The sequence below is a fragment of the Streptomyces sp. NPDC094147 genome (genome assembly GCF_044764265.1).
Taxonomy (GTDB): domain Bacteria; phylum Actinomycetota; class Actinomycetes; order Streptomycetales; family Streptomycetaceae; genus Streptomyces.
The window spans coordinates 226,526-244,504 of record NZ_JBIWHT010000004.1 but is presented as its reverse complement, the minus strand read 5'-3'; the positions used below and the strand labels follow the sequence as shown (position 1 = coordinate 244,504).

Below are 17,979 nucleotides of genomic sequence, written 5' to 3'. Positions count from 1 at the left end.
CACCCTAGAACCCGGCCTCAACCCCCGTACACCGTGTCCCGCTGGTCCGGGACGACCGAGCCGTCCCCGCGCCGGACCGGGGCGGGGGTGCCGTCGTGGCCGGTGTAGCCGGTGGTGGAGCACGGGTACGGGGCCGTCTGCTGCTGCTTGGGCTCGATGAACATCGGGTTCACGATCCAGCGGCCGTCGTGGTCGTCGTACGCCCGGCACATCAGCTCGTTCTTGTTGCGGTTCAGGGCGAGCCGCAGGCCGGTCGCGTCGCGCAGGAACGAGACGTCGGTGTCGGAGTCGCCGGCCGCGAACACCTGCCGCCTGTCGGCCGGTTGGACCCGCTCGGCCGCCGCACCCCGTACGCCGAGGATCTCCTGGTTGATCCAGCAGCGCTTGCCGTCGATGTAGGTGATCACCGAGTCGTCGCCGTCCTTCGCCGAGCCGCAGCCCTTGAGGTGCGAGGTGATGCGGCCGTGCTCGGTGGTGGAGCGGATGCCGATGGCGTGGTCGGGGTCGACGCCCGCGCCGCGCGCCCACACGTCCACGACCGGCTCGGGCGAGGCCGAGGTGATCCAGACGTCGAAGCCCGCCTTCCGGAGCGTACGGATCAGATCGCGCTGCTGGTCGTAGTAGCGCACCCACGCGGTGGCCTTGGTGTTGCTGCCGACCGTCTGCACGGCGTCGGCGGGGGCGGCCAGGTTCTCGGTGCGGGCCGCCGTCGCGAAGGACGTGACCTGGGCCGGCGTCCAGCCGTGCAGGAGCTGGGCGAGCCAGGCGTACGAGGGCTCGATGGTGCGGCGGTCGTACCCGGCGAAGGCCGCCGCGCCCTTGCTGGTCCTGCCCGCGCCGTAGACCGCGAGGATCTCGTCGGCGCACTGGGTGTCGGTGCCGGTGGGGAGGGTCTTGGAGGGACCGGCCGGGCAGGACGCGGCGAGCGCGGTCGCGGCGTCGCCGGTCAGGTAGCGGCTGGTGGTGTGCCAGTCGCCGCCCGCCGGGCGCTGGATCTTCGCGTTGCGCAGCAGCCAGTACATCGTCGCGTCGCCGACGTCGTTCTTGACGACGGTGTTGTCCCAGTCGAAGACGGCGACCGGCTTCTTGCCGTGCCGGGCGCCCGCGCCGCACGTGCCGTAGGTGTCGATCAGCTCCTGGAGCCGGGCCTGGTTGTCCCCGTACCAGCCTTGGGAGATGGTCAGCCGGGGGCAGTGGGCCGGCCGGGCCTCGGCGGGCTGGGCGGCGACGAGACCGGTGGCGGCCATCGAGAGGACCGCGGCGAGGACCGGCAGCCGGCGGGCGATGCTGGACGTGGACACGCTGAGGGACTCCTGTCGTGGGGAAGATCATCACGGACGGTAGACAGAACAGCCGGGCGTCGTGCGACGCCCGGCTGCCTTGCGCATGGACCAGAGGTGAACAGCGGGTGTTTAGAGGGGAGTTACGTACGCCCCCGAGATCCCGCCGTCCACCAGGAAGTCGGTGGCGTTGATGAACGACGAGTCGTCGCTGGCGAGGAAGGCGACCGCGGCCGCGATCTCGTCGGCCTCGGCGAACCGGCCCGCCGGGATGTGCACCAGGCGGCGCGCGGCGCGCTCCGGGTCGCTGGCGAACAGCTCCTGGAGGAGCGGGGTGTTGACCGGTCCCGGGCACAGCGCGTTGACGCGGATGCCCTCGCGGGCGAACTGCACGCCCAGCTCGCGCGACATCGCGAGCACACCGCCCTTGGAGGCGGTGTACGAGATCTGCGAGGTGGCCGCGCCCATGATGGCCACGAACGAGGCGGTGTTGATGATGGAGCCCCGGCCCTGGCGCTGCATGTAGGGCAGCGCGGCCTTGCAGCACAGGTAGACGGAGGTGAGGTTGACCTCCTGGACCTTGCGCCAGGCGTCGAGCCCGGTGGTGAGGATGGAGTCGTCCTCGGGCGGCGAGATGCCGGCGTTGTTGAACGCGACGTCGACGCTGCCGTAGGTGTCGAAAGCCGTCTTGAAGAGCGCCTCGACCTGTTCCTGGTCGGTGACGTCGACCTTGACGAAGGTGCCGCCGACGGCTTCGGCGGCGGCCTTGCCGGCCGTCTCGTCGATGTCGCCGCAGACGACGTTGGCGCCCTCCGCGGCGAGCCGCCGGGCGGTGGCGAGGCCGATGCCGCTGCCGGCGCCGGTGATGACGGCGGTGCGGCCGACCAGGCGGCGGCAGATGATCTCGTCGGTCATGGGGTTCAGGCCTCCGTGCTGATGAAGACGTTCTTGGTTTCGGTGAAAGCGGTGAGCGCGTCGGGACCGAGCTCCCGGCCGAGGCCGGACTGCCGGTAGCCGCCGAAGGGGGTCGAATAGCGCACGCTGGAATGGGAGTTGACCGAGAGGTTGCCCGCGGCGACGCCCCGCGATACCCGCAGCGCGCGGCCGACGTCCCGGGTCCAGATCGAACCGGAGAGCCCGTACTCGGTGGCATTGGCGAGCCGCACCGCGTCCGCCTCGTCCTCGAAGGGGAGCACGACGGCGACCGGCCCGAAGACCTCATCGACGGCGGCCGGGGCGTCGGCGTCGAGGCCGGTCAGAACAGTCGGCGGGAACCAGAAGCCGGGCCCCTCGGGCGCGCTGCCGCGGATGCCGGGCGCGCTCGCGGGTACGTACGAGCGGACGCGCTGGAGCTGGACCTGGGAGATCAGCGGGCCCATCCGGGTCTTCTCGTCGGACGGGTCGCCGACCACGATCTCCTGGATGGCGGGGGCGAGCAGTTCCAGGAAGCGGTCGTACGCGGTGCGCTGGACCAGGATGCGGGTGCGGGCGCAGCAGTCCTGGCCGGAGTTGTCCAGGAAGGACATGGGCGTGGCCGCGGCCGCCGCCTCGATGTCGGCGTCGGCGAAGACGATGTTGGGGCTCTTGCCGCCGAGTTCCAGGGTCACCCGCTTCACGCGGTCGGCGCACTTGGCCATGATCCGCTTGCCGACCCGGGTCGACCCGGTGAAGACGATCTTCGCGACGCCGGGGTGCTCCACGAGCGCGTCGCCCGCGATCGTGCCCGCACCCGGGAGCACCTGGAAGAGTCCTTCGGGCAGCCCCGCTTCCAGGGCGAGTTCGGCCAGGCGCAGCGCCGTGAGGGGAGTGGTCTCGGCGGGCTTGAGGATCACCGCGTTCCCCGCGGCCAGGGCGGGGGCGGTGCCCCAGGCGGCGATCGGCATCGGGAAGTTCCAGGGGGCGATCACGCCGATGACGCCGAGCGGTTCGAGGATGGTGATGTCGAGGCCGCCCGCGACCGGGATCTGACGGCCGCTCAGCCGCTCCACTCCCCCGGCGGAGAAGTCGAGCAGATCGCGCACGTTGCCCGCTTCCCAGCGGGCGTTGCCGATGGTGTGGCCGGCCTCGCGGACCTCCAACCGGGCCAGTTCCTCGACGTGTTGGTCGACGGTGGCCGCGAACCGGCGGAGCAGCCGGGCCCGGTCGGCGGGCGCCGCGGCCGCCCAGCCGCGCTGGGCGGCATGGGCCCGTACCACCGCCGCGTCGACGTCGGCGGCGGTGGCGCCGGGGACGGTGGCGATCACCTCTTCGGTGGCCGGGTTGAGTACCTGCAGCTCGTACGCAGTGGACAAGTCGTTCCTCACAGGCGTTCGAAGGAGCGGCGGAGCTCCCAGTCGGTCACCGCGGCGTCGAACGCGTCGAGCTCGACCCGCGCCATGTTGCGGTAGTGCGCGACGACTTCGTCCCCGAAGGCGGCCTTGGCGATGGGGCTGTTCTCCCACAGCTCGGCGGCCTCGCGCAGGGTGGTGGGGACATGGGCGTAGTCGCCGGTGTAAGCGTTTCCGGTGCAGGCTTCGGGCAGTTCGAGCCGGTGCTCGATGCCGTACAGGCCGGCCGCGACGAGTCCGGCGACGGCGAGGTGCGGGTTGACGTCGCCGCCCGGCAGGCGGTTCTCGAAGCGGGTGGAGGGGCCGTGGCCGACCACCCGCAGCGCGCAGGTGCGGTTGTCGTGGCCCCAGGCGACGGCGGTGGGCGCGAAGGAGCCCGGCTGGAAGCGCTTGTAGGAGTTGATGTTCGGCGCGTACAGCAGGGAGAAGTCGCGCAGCGCGGCCAGCTGGCCCGCCAGGAAGTGGCGCATGACCGGCGACATGCCTCCGGGGCCGTCCCCCGCCATCACGTTGCGGCCGTCCTCGTCGGTGAGCGAGAGGTGGATGTGACAGGAGTTGCCCTCGCGCTGGTCGTACTTGGCCATGAAGGTGAGCGAGACGCCCTCCTGGGCGGCGATCTCCTTGGCACCCGTCTTGTAGACGGCGTGCTGGTCGCAGGTGACCAGGGCCTCGTCGTAGCGGAAGACGATCTCGTGCTGGCCGGGATTGCACTCGCCCTTGGCGGACTCGACGGTCAGGCCCGCGGCCTGCATCTCGTTGCGGATGCGGCGCAGCAGCGGCTCGATGCGGCCGGTGCCGAGCACCGAGTAGTCGATGTTGTACTGGTTGGCCGGGGTGAGGCCCTTGTACCCGGCGTCCCAGGCCTGCTCGTAGCTGTCCTTGAACACGATGAATTCGAGTTCGGTGCCGACCTGGGCGGTGTAGCCGAGCTCCGCGAGCCGCTCCAGCTGGCGGCGCAGGATCTGGCGGGGGGCCGCGACGACCGGCGAGCCGTCGTTCCAGCCCAGGTCGGCGATGAGCATCGCGGTGCCCTCGTTCCACGGGACGCGGCGCAGCGTCGCCGGGTCCGCGTGCATGGCGAAGTCGCCGTAGCCGCGCTCCCAGGAGGACATCGCGTACCCGTCGACGGTGTTCATCTCGGTGTCGACGGCGAGCAGGTAGTTGCAGCCTTCGGTGCCGTGCGCCAGGACTTCGTCGAGGAAGAACCCGGCCGCGAAGCGCTTGCCCTGGAGTCGCCCTTGCATATCGGGGAAGGCAAGAACGACAGTGTCGATCTCAGCGCTCGCGACGAGGGCGCGCAGCTCCTCGATCGAGAGCGGGGGTGTGCGGTCTGCCACGGGATGCTCCTCCTTGGGTCAGCCGAGAGCCATAAGGTATGGGGTAAGACCATTGATTGGGAAGGGGAATCCACGACGTGGCGAAGAAGATCGACTCGGCGGCCGGCGCGGACGGCAGGACGCCGGACGCCCTCGTCCCCGTACTGCGGACCGTACGGGCCGGGAACGGCTTCGAGGAAGCGCTGGAGCAGATTCTCCAACTGCTGCGCCTGGGACTCGTACCGCCGGGTGAACGACTGCCCTCCGAGCGGGAGTTGGCGGAGCGCATGGGGATCAGCCGGGTCACCCTGCGCGAGGTGCTCAAGGTGCTCCAGGACCAGGGCCTGGTGGAGAGCCGGCGCGGCAGGTACGGCGGCACGTTCGTGCTGCCCAGAGCCACCGAGGGGGGCGGCGAGGTCGAACTGCGCCGCCGCGTCGCCTCGGTGGACGTGGAGGACATCCTGCGCTTCCGGGAGGTCCTGGAGGTCGGCGCGGCCGGGCTGTGCGCGGCGCACGGGCTCTCCGAGGACGGCGCCGGGCGGCTGCGGGCCGCGCTCGCCGCGACCCATGACGCCGAGCTCACCGACTACCGCCGCCAGGACACCCTGCTCCACCTCACCCTGGCCGAGCTCTCCGGATCGCCGACGCTCACCGCCCAGTACGCGGCCGTGCGGGCCACCGTCAACGACCTCCTGGACTGCATCCCGCTCCTGGTCCGCAACCTGGAGCACTCGCAGCACCAGCACACCGCGCTGGTCGAGGCGGTGCTCGACGGCGACGCGGACGGAGCGCGGGAAGTGATGCGGGAGCACTGCGGGGGCACGGCCGCACTGCTGCGCGGCTTCCTGACCTGAGTCACCAGGACCTCGTTCACCGGCGATTTCCGTAACCGCGGTTTTACGTACACCCCTTGCGCTGGACCCTGCCCTCCAGCAAAGGTATGCAGCCGAACCATTGACCTGATCTCCCTTGACGATCATCTGGAGCGGCTCATGGCCGAGGGCACCGACGTCCGCACCGCACCATCCGCGTCCGCCGAGGACGACTACCTGCACCGGCGCACCCTGCGCCGCGGCAGCGCAGGCTGGCTGCTGCTCACCGGCCTCGGCGTCGCCTATGTGGTGTCGGGCGACTTCTCCGGCTGGAACATCGGCCTCTCCAAGGGCGGCTTCGGCGGACTCGCCGCCGCCACCGTCCTGATGGGCGTCATGTACGCCTGTCTCGTCTTCTCGCTGGCCGAACTCTCCGCCATCCTGCCCACCGCGGGCGGCGGTTACGGCTTCGCGCGCCGGGCCCTCGGCACCTGGGGCGGCTTCCTGACCGGCACCGCGATCCTCATCGAGTACATCCTGGCGCCCGCCGCGATCTCGCTCTTCATCGGCGACTACGTCCAGTCGCTCGGCCTGTTCGGCCTGACCTCCGGCTGGCCCGTCTACCTCGCCTGCTTCGCGGTCTTCATCGGGATCCATCTGTGGGGCGTCGGCGAGGCCCTGCGCTTCAGCCTGGTGGTCACCGCGATCGCCGTGGCCGCCCTGCTGGTCTTCGCCGTCGGCGCCTTCACCGACTTCGACGCGGCCCGGCTCAACGACATCCCGGTCGACGCCTCGGCGCTGGGGTCCAACTCGTGGCTGCCGTTCGGCGTGCTCGGCATCTGGGCCGCCTTCCCCTTCGGCATGTGGTTCTTCCTCGGCGTCGAGGGGGTGCCGCTGGCGGCCGAGGAGGCCAAGGACCCGGTGCGGTCCATGCCGCGCGCGCTGGCCATCTCGCTGTCGATCCTCGTGCTGCTCGCCGTGGTGACCTTCTTCGCCGCGACCGGGGCGCACGGCTCCGAGGCGATCAAGGGCGCGGGCAACCCGCTGGTCGTCGCGCTCCAGGGCGACGGCGGCCCGACCGCGCTGAGCCGCTTCGTCAACTACGCGGGCCTCGCGGGCCTGGTGGCGTCCTTCTTCTCGCTGATCTTCGCGGGCTCGCGCCAGCTCTTCGCCCTGTCCCGGGCCGGCTACCTGCCCCGCTTCCTGTCCCTGACCAGCCGCCGCAAGTCGCCGTACCTGGGCCTGCTGATCCCCGGCGCGATCGGTTTCGCGCTCGCCGCCTGGAGCGGCAACGGCGGCCGGATGCTGAACGTCGCGGTGTTCGGCGCCACCATCTCCTACGCCCTGATGGCGCTCTCGCACATGGTGCTGCGGCGCCGCGAGCCGGGCCTGGCGCGGCCCTACCGGACGCCCGGCGGGGTGCTGACCTCGGCGGTCGCCTTCGTCCTCGCGCTGTCCGCGCTGGTGGCGACGTTCCTGGTGGACAAGGACGCCGCGTTCATCGCCCTGGGCGTCTACGCGATCGCACTGGCCTACTTCGCCTTCTACAGTCGCCACCGACTGGTCGCCCACGCGCCCGAGGAGGAGTTCGCCGCCCTGGCCGCCGCCGAGGCCGAACTCGCCCGGGACTGAACACCGCCCAACGAACGGAGATCGCCGCCGTGTCCAAGCCGCTCATCGGCCTCAGTACGTACCAGGAGCCCGCCCGGTGGGGCGTGTGGGAGCTGCCCGCCGCCCTGCTGCCCGCCGCCTATCCCCGGCTTGTCCGGGCGGCGGGCGGACTCGCCGCGCTGCTGCCGCCCGACGACGACCCGGCGGCCGCGGCCGAGGTCGTGGCGCGCCTGGACGGCCTGGTCATCGCGGGCGGGGCCGATGTCGAGCCGGTCCGGTACGGGGCTGAGCCGTCGCCCCGTACCGGTCCTCCCGCCCGGGACCGGGACGCGTGGGAGCTCGCCCTGATCGACGCGGCACTGGCCTCGGGCACCCCGCTGCTCGGCATCTGCCGGGGTCTCCAGCTCATCAACGTCGCGCTGGGCGGCACGCTGGTCCAGCATCTGGAGGGGCACACCAACGGGCGGGGCGTGTTCGGCTCGCACACCGTCAAGCCGGTGCCGGGCACGCTGTACGCGTCACTGGTGCCCGAGGCATCCGACGTGCCGACGCACCACCACCAGTGCGTGGACCGGCTCGGCAGCGGTCTGGTGGCCTCGGCCCATGCCGAGGACGGCACGGTGGAGGCGGCCGAACTGCCCGGCCCCGGCTGGGTCCTCGGCGTTCAGTGGCATCCCGAGATGGGCACGGACGCACGCGTGGCCCAAGGGCTCGTACGGGCCGCGTCGACACGCTGAAGCCCCAGCTCAGACCAGTCGCGACGGCCTCGGACCTGCTCGGGTCCGGGGCCGTACGACACGCCCGGAAATCCTCACCCCTGCGAGGGGGTGACGATTCGGCGATCATCCGGGTATCTTCCTCTCGCCGCCCTTCACCGGGCGGATTCCCCGAGACTCCTCGCCTTCACCTGGCCGCTCGTTCCTCTTCGCGCACTCGTTCCTTCCTTGGCCATTTCACGGACACATCCTGACCGGGTGTCTCCGTGTTCCCCGCTTCCTCCGCCCACCGGTGGGGAGGCTCCGCCGCGCCCCGAAGGACCTGAAGGCCCCGTGCCCGCACCCGTCATCCTGTCGGGCCGTTCCGTACGGCTCGAACCGCTCACCGCGTCCCACGCTCCGGCCCTGGCCGCCGCCGCGGCGGCCGACCGGACCTCGTACGCCTTCACGCCGGTACCGCACGGACTCGAATCGGCGCATTCCTACATCCAGAGCGCCCTGGCCGACCAGGAGGCCGGCCGGTCCCTGGTGTTCGCGACCGTGCGGGCCGGGGACGGACTGGTCGTCGGCTCGACCCGGTTCTGCGAGCTCGACTACTGGGACGGGCCCGTGGTGTGGCCGCCCGCGCCGCGCGGGCCGCTGACAGGCGCCGCCGACGCGGTCCCGGACGCGGCCGAGATCGGCGCCACCTGGCTCTCCGCGCACGCCCAGGGCACCGGCATCAACACCGAGGCCAAGCTGCTGATGTTCCAGCACGCCTTCGACACCTGGCGGGTGCGCCGGATCTCGCTGCGCGCCGACGCCCGCAACACCCGCTCGCGGGCCGCGATCGAACGCCTCGGCGCGGTGTGCGAGGGGGTGCGCCGGGTCCACACCCGGGGCCTGGACGGACTCGTGCGGGGGACGGCGTTCTACTCGGTCCTCGACGAGGAGTGGCCGGTGGTGCGGCACACCATCGAGCAGCGCCTGGCCCGCGCCCGCCAGGAGGCGAACGGCCTCCGCCTCGTGCCTGCCTGACGCGGCGTCAGGTCCTTGCGTCAGGTGATGCGCGTCAGGGAGAGCAGGTCGCGGGCGGGCCCCGCGGGCAGCGGTCCCTGGCGCCACACCGCGCGCAGATCGCGCCGCAGCCGTACGCCCTCGACCGGGATCCTCACCAGGCGGCGGGCCGCCAGCTCCTCCCCCAGGGCGAGTTCGCTGAGCACCGAGGGGCCCGCGCCGCTGAGGACGGCCGCCTTCACCGCGGTGGTGGAGGCGAGTTCGAGGAGCGGTTCGGCGAGACCGCCGTGGGCGGCGAGCGCGGCGTCCAGGACCTGGCGGGTGCCCGAGCCCCGCTCGCGCAGGATGAGCGGGGTCGCGGCCAGTTCCGCGGGGGCGAGCGGGTTCCGTCTGCGGGCCCACGGGTGCGAGGGGGCCGTGACCACGACCAGGCGGTCGTGGCCGATGACGGCGGAGTCCAGGCCCGCGGGCACGCCGAGGCCCTCCACGAAGCCGAGTTCGGCCTCGTCGGCGAGCAGCCGCTCCGCGACCACGGTAGAGTTCCCGGCGCTGAGCGACACCGCCGTGCCGGGGCGCTCCGCGCGCAGCGCGATCAGCCAGCCCGGCAGCAGGTACTCGGCGATCGTCATGCTCGCGGCGACCCGCAGCCGCGAGTCCCGGCGGCCCCGCAGCGCCTGCGCGCCCGCGTCGAACGCCTCGGCCGCCTCCACCACCCGCCGCGCCCAGTCCGTCACGAGGACGCCCTCGGCGGTGAGCCGGGATCCGCGCGGGGAGCGGTCGACGAGCGCGACGCCCAGCAGCCGCTCCATCGAGCGGACGCGGCTGCTCGCGGCGGGCTGGGTGATGCCGAGGTCGCGGGCCGCCCGCCCCAGGCTGCCGTGCCGGGCGACCGCGAGCAGCAGCTCCATCGCGCCCAGGTCCGGCACCCGGTGGGCCAGTGGGTTGGTGTCCTCAGGACCGCTCAAGCTCATAAACCCAGCTTATGGGCTCATAGCCCCGGCAGGCGTGGCGGGGGACGTTGACCGGGACGAAGCTGGATTCATGGCCACCATCGCACAACCGCGTCCCCGCACCCAGACCCCCGCCGCCGTGCGGCGCCCCGCCCTTCGCCAGCTCGGCCCGAACTGGTACGCGGCGGTCATGGGCACCGCCATCATCGCCAACGCGGGTGCCGGTCTGCCGTTCCGCATCCCGGGCCTGCCGGTGATCTGGGCGCTCTCCCTGGCCATGCTCGTGGTGCTGCTCGGCGCCCGTGCCGGGCACTGGCTGCACCACCGCGACCAGGCCCGCGCGCATCTCCTCGACCCCACCGTCGCGCCCTTCTACGGCTGCCTGTCGATGGCGTTCCTGGCCGTCGGCATAGGCACCCTGACCGTCGGCACCGACGTGATCGGCGAGAGCGCGGCCGTCCCGCTGACCTGGGTGCTGTACGGCGTGGGCACCCTGATCGGCCTGGCCGCCACCGTGGCCGTCCCGTACCTGATGGTCGTCCGCCATGACGTGGCACCCGGCAGCGCCTCCCCGGTCTGGCTGCTCCCCGTGGTCGCGCCGATGGTCTCGGCCACCCTCGGCCCGCTGCTCGTCCCCCACCTGCCGGCCGGCCAGGCCCGCGAGGCGCTGCTGCTCGGCTCGTACGCGATGTTCGGCATGAGCCTGCTCGCCACCCTGGTCATCCTGCCCGCGGTGTTCTCGCGCCTGATCCACCGGGGTGCGCTGCCCCTCTTCCTCACCCCCACCCTGTTCCTGGTGCTCGGCCCGCTCGGCCAGTCCACCACCGCCGTGAACAAGCTGGCCGATGTGGCTCCCGGCGCGATCGCCGCCACGTACGCGAACGGAATGGGCGCCTTCGGCGTGCTGTACGGCGTGCCGGTGATGGGCTTCGCGCTGATGTGGCTGGCGCTCGCGGCGGCCATGGCGGTCCGGGCGGCCCGGAACGGGATGCGCTTCGCCATGACCTTCTGGGCCTTCACCTTCCCCGTCGGCACCTGTGTCACCGGCGCCGAGGGCCTCGCCCGCCACACCGGGCTCGACGCCTTCAACTGGCTGGCGGTCGCCCTGTACGCGCTGCTTGTGGCGGCCTGGCTGGTGGCCGGATTCCACACCGTACGGGGCCTGCTCAACGGCACGCTGCTCGCGGCGCCCGTGAAGAAGTAGGTCCCTCAGCCGCTGGTCCCGAGCGCCGCGCCGAGTACGGCCGGCGCTTGGGCCAGTGACGGCCCGTACCAGGTGAGGTGGCGCCCGGAGAGGAGTGCGGCGGGCAGGCCGGGGAAGGCTTCCGGGCCGTCCTCGCGCGTGAAACGGTACGGCTCGTCGGGCAGCACCACCAGATCGGCTCCGGCCGCGTTCAGCTCGTCGATGCCGATGCGGGGGTAGCGCTCGGCGTGGCCGGCGTAGAGATTGCGCACCCCGAGCCGGGCGAGCAGGTCGCCCGCGAAGGTGTCGCGGCCCAGCACCATCCAGGGGCGCCGCCAGACCGGCACGACGGCCCGCCGTTCTCCGCCCGCCCGCACCCCGGCCCACGCCGTCTCGGCCGCGTCGAGCCAGCCCGGCCTGGCCAGACCGCAGCCGTCGACCAGGACCCGTTCCAGCTCGGCGAACGCCTGCGGCAGCGAGCGGACCTCGGTGACCAGGACGTCGAGCCCGGCCGCGCGCAGGGCCGCCAGATCGGCGGCCCGGTTCTCCTCCTCGTTGGCGACGACCAGATCCGGGGCGAGCGCCCTGATCTTTTCCACGTCCGGGTTCTTGGTGCCTCCGATGCGTACGGCATCGAGCCCGGCGGGGTGGCTGCACCAGTCGGTCGCTCCCACCAGGAGTCCGGGTGCGGTGACCGCGACCGCTTCCGTCAGGGACGGGACGAGGGAGACCACCCTCATCAGTGGCGGGTCTCCTCGATGGCCTCGATGTGGTCGGCGACGGCCACGATCAGGATCCGGGTGCCGGGCAGGGCGGCCCGCCAGCGGTGCCGGACCCCGCCGGACAGGCAGAGCGTGTCGCCGCGCTCCAGCCGGTAGGCGCGGCCCTCGGCCTCGACCTCGGCGGCGCCGTCGACCACGTACATCAACTCGTCGTTGCGGTGCTGGAATTCGCGCCCGGTGTCCTGCTCGCCGGTGAACTCCATGGCGTGCAGCTGGTGGTGGCCGCGCAGCAGGGACCGTACCCCGGGGGCGTCCGCTTCGGGCTCGGCGCGCACCACGTCGACGGTGCGGGTGCAGTCGGCGGCGTCGTACAGGTCGCCGACCGTGGTGTTGAGGGCGAGGGCCACGCGCTGGAGGGAGCGGGCGCTGGGGCGGGCGCGCTCGTTCTCGATCTGGCTGAGGAAGGGCACGGACAGGCCGCTGCGCTCGGCGACCACGGCGAGGGTGAGGCCCAGGCTGCGGCGCAGGCGCCGCACCGCCACCCCCACCCGAAGAGTTTCCTTGTCGTCCATCTCCCGGGCTCCCTCCCTGTCACTCGCTCCGCGTCCGCACCTGCTGCGTTCCCTGCACCCTACGCAGCTTCGGCTCCCGAGGGGACCGTCACGCCAAGATCACCAAGGGTACCGTCCGAGATCAGGCCGGATTTCGACGTTTCGCAGCCGCGGCCGGAAGACCGGCCGCGGCTGCGGAAACGGGTGGTGCGAGGGGGTCTCCCGTCAGGAGACCGGGGTCCACTTGTCGGCCAGGCCGGGGTTCTCCTTCAGCCAGGCACGGACGGCGTCCTGCTCCTTGCCCTTGCCGGTCGACTGGATCTTCGCCTCAAGGCTGGTGAGCTGCTTCTCGTCCATCGTGAAGTTCTTCAGCCACTTCCCGACCTCGGCGTTGTCGGCGCCGAAGCCCTTGCGGGCCAGGGTGTGCACGCCGTCGCCCTTGCCCCAGACGCCCTGGGGGTCCTTGAGCTTCTTCAGGTCGTAGGTGTTGTACGCCCAGTGCGGCGACCAGAGCGGAACCACGATGGGCTCCTTCTTGGCGTACGCCCGCTTCAGCTCGGCCAGCATGCCCGGCGTGGAGCCGTCGACGACCTTGTACTCGCCGTCCAGGCCGTACTCCTTGAGGATCTTGTCCTTCAGGATCCCGGTCTCGCCGGCGCTCGGCTCGATGCCGACGATGCGGTTCTGGAACTCGGCGCCCTTGCCCTTGAGGTCCGCCAGCGAGTCGACGCCCTTGACATAGGAGGGCACCGACAGCTCCAGGGAGGTTGGCCCGTACCAGGAGCCCAGGTCCGCCAGCTTGTCCTTGTACTTCGCCCAGTACTGGGCGTGGGTGGTGGGCAGCCAGGAGTCGGTCTCGAAGTCGATCTGGCCGCCGGCCATGCCGGTGTAGAGTGCGCCGGCCTCGTACTGCCGGGCGTCGACCGTGAATCCGCGCCGCTCCAGGAGCTCCTTCCACAGGAAGGTGGAGGCGACGCCCTCGTCCCACGGGATGTAGCCGATCGAGATCTTCTTGCCCTTGCCCACGTCCTTGGCGCCCGTGGCGGTGGCCGTGTCCGAGGAGCCGAACATGCCCATGCCACCCGCGACGAGCGCGAGGACGACCACGCCGACGACCGCGACGGCGGGCTGCGGGCGGTAGTTCCAGATCCTGAGTCCGCCGGTGGCGGCCTTCGCCTTGGCGAGCGCGCGGCGGCCGAGCGGCGAGACCTGACGGCTCAGCGCTCCGCTCATCCGGTCCAGGTACATGGCGAGGACCACGATGGAGATGCCGGCCTCGAAGCCGAGGCCGATGTCGACGTTGCCGATGGCCCGGTAGACGGCGCCGCCGAGTCCGCCGCCGCCCGCCATGCCCGCGATGACGACCATCGAGAGGCTGAGCATGATCACCTGGTTGATGCCCGCCATGATGGTGGGCAGGGCCAGCGGCAGCTGCACCCGCAGCAGCGTATTGCGCGGCGTGGTGCCGAACGCCTCGGCCGCCTCGACGAGTTCGCCGTCGACCTGGCGGATGCCGAGCTCCGTCATCCGTACGCCCGGAGGCAGCGAGAAGACGATGGTGGCGATGATGCCGGGGACGACGCCCACGCCGAAGAAGATGATGCCGGGGATCAGATAGACCATCGCCGGCATGGTCTGCATGAAGTCGAGGACCGGCCGCAGGACGGCGCTCACGGCCTTGGAGCGCGAGGCCCAGATGCCGAGCGGGATCGCGATGACCAGCGTCACGATCGCCGCGACGAGCACGAGCGAGAGCGTCGACATCGTGTCGTCCCACAGCTGGATCGAGTCGATCAGCGCGAAACCGGCGAAGGTGAGGACACCGGCGAGGAGTCCGCGCAGCCACCAGGCGACGACGGCGAGGATGCCCGCGAAGAGCAGCGGCTGCGGCCAGTCGAGCACCGCGTTGATGCCGTCGTACATGCCGTTGACGACCTGCGTGACGGCGTCGAACAGCCAGGAGAAGTGGTGCTGGAGGAAGTTGACGGCGCTGTCGACCCAGTCGCCGAGGTGGAGCCTAGGCATGCGTGGCCACCTCCCGCATCGAGCAGGCGACCGGGCCCTGCTTGTCGTCCCCGAGGAAGGCGATGAGCCGCTCCTGCGGTACGACGCCGAGCAGCGAGCCGTCGGAGTCCTTCACGGCGACCGGGTGCGGGACCCGGGCGGCCACGGTGCACACATCGGCGACGGGGGTGCCGGGCAGCACCGTCTCGCAGTCGCAGTCGCCCGCGTCGGGCCGGTGCGGGGCGGTCATCACGGACAGCGCGGTGAGCACCCGGGAGCGGTCGACGTCCTGGATGAAGGAGGACACGTAGTCGTTGGCGGGGGTGAGCAGGATGTCCTCGGCGGTGCCGAGCTGGACGATCCGGCCGTCGCGCATCACGGCGATGCCGTCGCCGAGCCGCATGGCCTCGTTGAGGTCGTGGGTGATGAACACGATCGTCTTCTTGAGGCGCTTTTGGAGTTCGAGGAGCTGGTCCTGCATGTCGCGCCGGATCAGCGGGTCGAGGGCGCTGAACGACTCGTCCATCAGGAGCAGGTCGGCGTCGGTGGCCAGCGCGCGGGCCAGGCCCACGCGCTGCTGCATGCCGCCGGAGAGTTCGTCGGGCCAGGAGTCGCCCCAGCCGGCCAAGCCGGTCAGCTCCAGGGCCTCGGCGGCGCGCTTCTCGCGCTCGGCGCGCGGCACGCCCTGCACTTCCAGGCCGTACGCGGCGTTCTCCAGGACGCTGCGGTGCGGGAACAGCGCGAAGTGCTGGAACACCATGCTGATCTTGGTGGAGCGGACGGCGCGCAGCTCACGGGCGGACAGGCTGGTCAGGTCCTGGCCGTCGAACAGGACGCGGCCCGCGGTGGGCTCAAGCAGTCCGTTGAGCATGCGGAGCAGAGTCGACTTTCCGGATCCGGAGAGACCCATGACGACGAAGATCTGGCCGGGATCGACCGTGAACGATGCGTCGATCACCGCCGCGGTCGTCCCGTCCGCCCGCAGCTCGTCGCGGTCGGCGCCGCCTTCGAGCATGCGGACGGCTTCGTCGGGTCGTCTGCCGAACACTTTGTAGAGCTGCTCGGCTTGCAGCCTGGACACATACACCTCACGGGTTGAACTGAAACGGCCCGCATCCCCCGTGCGCGGGCCGTGGAGCGGCGCGGATTCGGTCCGTCGCCCGAGCAGATGGTTGAAATGCACACTTGGGTCCGCTCCGGCGTCGCGCCTGCCCTGCTTTACGGGGAGCAAACACAACAGTGACCCAGTTCACGCAGGCCACGAGGTGAGTGTCAGTGGGGTGCGGCATCATCGGGGTGTGACGCGACGCCTGCTGCTCCTCGACACCGCCTCCCTCTACTTCCGGGCCTACTTCGGAGTCCCCGACACGGTCAGGGCCCCGGACGGCACACCGGTCAACGCCGTACGCGGCCTGCTCGACTTCATCGGCCGCCTGGTCCAGGACCACCGCCCCGACGAGCTGGTGGCCTGCATGGACGCGGACTGGCGGCCGCACTGGCGGGTCGAGCTGATCCCCTCCTACAAGGCGCACCGGGTGGCGCAGGAGACCGGGGCGGGCCTGCCCGACGAGGAGGAGGTCCCGGACACGCTGGCCCCGCAGGTGCCGGTGATCGAGGCCGTCCTGGACGCGCTGGGCATCGCCCGCGTCGGCGTCGCGGGCTACGAGGCGGACGACGTGATCGGCACGCTCTCCGCCCGCGCGTCCGGCCCCGTCGACATCGTCACCGGCGACCGCGACCTGTTCCAGCTGGTGGACGACGAGCGCGGGGTGCGGGTGCTCTACCCGCGCAAGGGCGTGGGCGACTGCGACCTGGTGGACGACGAGATGATCCGTACGAAGTACGGGGTGCGGCCCGATCAGTACGCGGACTTCGCGGCGCTGCGCGGCGACGCGAGCGACGGACTGCCGGGCGTGAAGGGCATCGGAGAGAAGACCGCCGCCCAGCTGATCACGGAGTACGGCGACCTGGCTGGTGTCCGCACGGCGGCCGCGGACCGCTTCTCCCGGCTGACCCCGGCCAAGCGCAGGGGAATCCTGGAGGCCTCGGACTATCTGGATGTCGCGCCGAAGGTGGTGCGGGTGGCGCTGGACGTGCCCCTGCCGGAGTTCGATGCCACGCTGCCCTCCGAGGCCCTCGATCCGGCCACGCTGGAAGAGCTGGTGGCCCGGTGGGGGCTCGGCGGGGCGGTGGGCCGGCTGCTCTCCACTCTCCACCACTGAAGTGCTAACTTAGGTAATCCTAACCAATACTGGATCAGGGGAGCGCACTGTGGCAGAACGCCCGTCTCGCACAACGCCCAAGGTCAACGAGGCGCGAGTGGTGCGCACCGAGCGCCTCACCCCGCACATGGTGCGGGTCGTCCTGGGTGGCGAGTCGCTGGCCGGGTTCGCCGTCGGCGAGCACACCGACCACTACATCAAGCTGCTGTTCCCGGCCGAGGGCGTGAGCTATCCGGAGCCCTTCGACATGGAGCGGATCCGCGCCGAGTTCCCGCGCGAGCAGTGGCCGAGCACCCGCGCCTACACCGTACGGGCCTGGGACGCGGCGCTCGGCGAGCTGACGGTGGACTTCGTGGTGCACGGCGACGAGGGCCTGGCGGGCCCCTGGGCCACCCGCGTCCAGGCCGGCGAGCCGGTGCGCTTCCTCGGCCCCGGCGGCGGTTACGCCCCGGATCCGGCGGCCGACTGGCATCTGCTCGCCGGTGACGAGAGCGCGCTGCCCGCGATCGCGGCGGCCATGGAGCGCATGCCCGCGGGCGCCGTGGTGCACGCCTACGTGGAGGTGGCCGGCCCCGAGGAGGAGCAGAAGATCACCACGCCGGACGGCACCACGGTGACGTGGCTGCACCGGGGCAAGTCCTCGGTGGGTTCCGAACTGGTCGGCGCGATCAGGGAGTTGGAGTTCCCGCCCGGCGATGTGCACGCCTTCGTGCACGGCGAGGCGGGCTTCGTGAAGGAGCTGCGCCGACTGCTCCGGATCGAGCGGAACGTACCGCGCGAGCGCCTGTCCATCTCCGGCTACTGGCGCCTCGGCCAGGACGACGACGCCTGGCGCGCGACGAAGCGGGAGTGGAACGCACAGGTGGAGCGCGAGCAGGAGGCCCCGGCCGCCTGAGGCACACACCCCCTGACGCTCTCCCGTCCGTGACCCCCGGCGCTCCCCCGCCGGGGGTTACGCCGTTCCGGGACGCCACTCCCCCCTCGGGGCCGCCCCCTCCGGGCCGTACATCCGGGCCGACGCGTCCTGGTGGGCCATCCGGCGCGCGGCGGCGAAGACCGCTTCGCCCAGGAGGGGCGCTCGTCCTGGGCGGCGCCGGGCTCGGCCTCCCGATGGCCCGCACACCCCGCCTGCGCGACCAGCGCGCCCTGCTGACCCGGCAGGCGCTGCGGGGCCGGCCGCTGATCCATCACGACGGGGCGACCCTCCGCCGCCGCCGGGATGATCGCCGCCGGAGCCGTAGTGGGCTCCAGGACCGCCCTGCGCCTGCCGGTTCGGCAGTGGGAGTGCG

General features: G+C 71.8%; 16 protein-coding genes. 7 read left to right on the top strand and 9 right to left on the bottom strand.

Features of this window, described 5'->3' with window-relative positions; translation table 11 throughout:
• Positions 1 to 17: 17 nt before the first annotated feature.
• The 4 genes from ACIQ8J_RS10170 to ACIQ8J_RS10155 all read right to left on the bottom strand — a co-directional run bounded on the left by ACIQ8J_RS10170 (position 18) and on the right by ACIQ8J_RS10155 (position 4,944).
• Positions 18 to 1,247, bottom strand: coding sequence for an HAD family hydrolase (locus tag ACIQ8J_RS10170; RefSeq protein ID WP_403266598.1), 1,230 nt, complete (start codon positions 1,245 to 1,247; stop codon positions 18 to 20).
• A gap of 165 nt (positions 1,248 to 1,412) precedes the next feature.
• Positions 1,413 to 2,195: a 3-oxoacyl-ACP reductase gene (locus ACIQ8J_RS10165; RefSeq protein ID WP_403266019.1), complete on the bottom strand. Its 783-nt coding sequence runs from the start codon at positions 2,193 to 2,195 to the stop codon at positions 1,413 to 1,415.
• 5 nt (positions 2,196 to 2,200) lie between these two features.
• Positions 2,201 to 3,571 (bottom strand): aldehyde dehydrogenase family protein, encoded by a 1,371-nt coding sequence (locus tag ACIQ8J_RS10160; protein ID WP_403266016.1) that lies wholly within the window; start codon positions 3,569 to 3,571, stop codon positions 2,201 to 2,203.
• Between the two features lie 8 nt (positions 3,572 to 3,579).
• A complete protein-coding gene (locus ACIQ8J_RS10155) occupies positions 3,580 to 4,944 on the bottom strand; it encodes a glutamine synthetase family protein (RefSeq protein WP_403266013.1) in 1,365 nt (454 codons plus the stop codon).
• A gap of 77 nt (positions 4,945 to 5,021) precedes the next feature.
• Between ACIQ8J_RS10155 and ACIQ8J_RS10150 the strand changes: the two genes are divergently transcribed.
• From ACIQ8J_RS10150 to ACIQ8J_RS10135, 4 genes are all read left to right on the top strand, one after another.
• On the top strand, positions 5,022 to 5,777 hold the full coding sequence (locus ACIQ8J_RS10150; RefSeq protein ID WP_403266010.1) for a FadR/GntR family transcriptional regulator: 756 nt from the start codon (positions 5,022 to 5,024) through the stop codon (positions 5,775 to 5,777).
• Positions 5,778 to 5,915: 138 nt separating this feature from the next.
• Positions 5,916 to 7,367, top strand: coding sequence for an ethanolamine permease (gene eat, locus ACIQ8J_RS10145; RefSeq protein ID WP_403266007.1), 1,452 nt, complete (start codon positions 5,916 to 5,918; stop codon positions 7,365 to 7,367).
• A gap of 29 nt (positions 7,368 to 7,396) precedes the next feature.
• On the top strand, positions 7,397 to 8,083 hold the full coding sequence (locus tag ACIQ8J_RS10140; protein WP_403266004.1) for a gamma-glutamyl-gamma-aminobutyrate hydrolase family protein: 687 nt from the start codon (positions 7,397 to 7,399) through the stop codon (positions 8,081 to 8,083).
• A gap of 312 nt (positions 8,084 to 8,395) precedes the next feature.
• Positions 8,396 to 9,079, top strand: coding sequence for a GNAT family N-acetyltransferase (locus tag ACIQ8J_RS10135; RefSeq protein WP_403266001.1), 684 nt, complete (start codon positions 8,396 to 8,398; stop codon positions 9,077 to 9,079).
• 20 nt (positions 9,080 to 9,099) lie between these two features.
• On the opposite strand, the gene ACIQ8J_RS10130 is transcribed toward ACIQ8J_RS10135, so the two are convergent.
• Positions 9,100 to 10,029: a LysR family transcriptional regulator gene (locus tag ACIQ8J_RS10130; protein WP_403265998.1), complete on the bottom strand. Its 930-nt coding sequence runs from the start codon at positions 10,027 to 10,029 to the stop codon at positions 9,100 to 9,102.
• A 70-nt stretch (positions 10,030 to 10,099) separates the two neighbouring features.
• On the opposite strand from ACIQ8J_RS10130, the gene ACIQ8J_RS10125 reads away from it, so the two are divergent.
• Entirely contained in the window at positions 10,100 to 11,212 is a 1,113-nt protein-coding gene (locus ACIQ8J_RS10125; protein ID WP_403265996.1) for a TDT family transporter, read from the top strand.
• A 5-nt stretch (positions 11,213 to 11,217) separates the two neighbouring features.
• Here the strand turns inward: ACIQ8J_RS10125 and ACIQ8J_RS10120 are convergent, their stop codons facing one another.
• The 4 genes from ACIQ8J_RS10120 to ACIQ8J_RS10105 form a co-directional block, all read right to left on the bottom strand.
• Positions 11,218 to 11,931 (bottom strand): helical backbone metal receptor, encoded by a 714-nt coding sequence (locus ACIQ8J_RS10120; RefSeq protein ID WP_403265993.1) that lies wholly within the window; start codon positions 11,929 to 11,931, stop codon positions 11,218 to 11,220.
• The gene (locus tag ACIQ8J_RS10115) at positions 11,931 to 12,485 is read right to left on the bottom strand and encodes a helix-turn-helix domain-containing protein (RefSeq protein WP_403265989.1); all 555 of its coding nucleotides are present in this window, start codon (positions 12,483 to 12,485) and stop codon (positions 11,931 to 11,933) included. Before ACIQ8J_RS10115 ends, ACIQ8J_RS10120 begins: the two co-directional genes overlap by 1 nt.
• A gap of 204 nt (positions 12,486 to 12,689) precedes the next feature.
• Positions 12,690 to 14,489 (bottom strand): ABC transporter permease/substrate binding protein, encoded by a 1,800-nt coding sequence (locus tag ACIQ8J_RS10110; RefSeq protein ID WP_403265987.1) that lies wholly within the window; start codon positions 14,487 to 14,489, stop codon positions 12,690 to 12,692.
• Positions 14,482 to 15,549, bottom strand: coding sequence for a glycine betaine/L-proline ABC transporter ATP-binding protein (locus tag ACIQ8J_RS10105; protein WP_403265984.1), 1,068 nt, complete (start codon positions 15,547 to 15,549; stop codon positions 14,482 to 14,484). The genes ACIQ8J_RS10110 and ACIQ8J_RS10105 overlap by 8 nt, the downstream gene beginning before the upstream one ends.
• Before the next feature lie 232 nt (positions 15,550 to 15,781).
• Between ACIQ8J_RS10105 and ACIQ8J_RS10100 the strand changes: the two genes are divergently transcribed.
• Entirely contained in the window at positions 15,782 to 16,690 is a 909-nt protein-coding gene (locus ACIQ8J_RS10100) for a 5'-3' exonuclease H3TH domain-containing protein (RefSeq protein WP_403266596.1), read from the top strand.
• A gap of 49 nt (positions 16,691 to 16,739) precedes the next feature.
• A complete protein-coding gene (locus ACIQ8J_RS10095) occupies positions 16,740 to 17,585 on the top strand; it encodes a siderophore-interacting protein (protein WP_403265981.1) in 846 nt (281 codons plus the stop codon).
• Positions 17,586 to 17,979 lie beyond the last annotated feature (394 nt).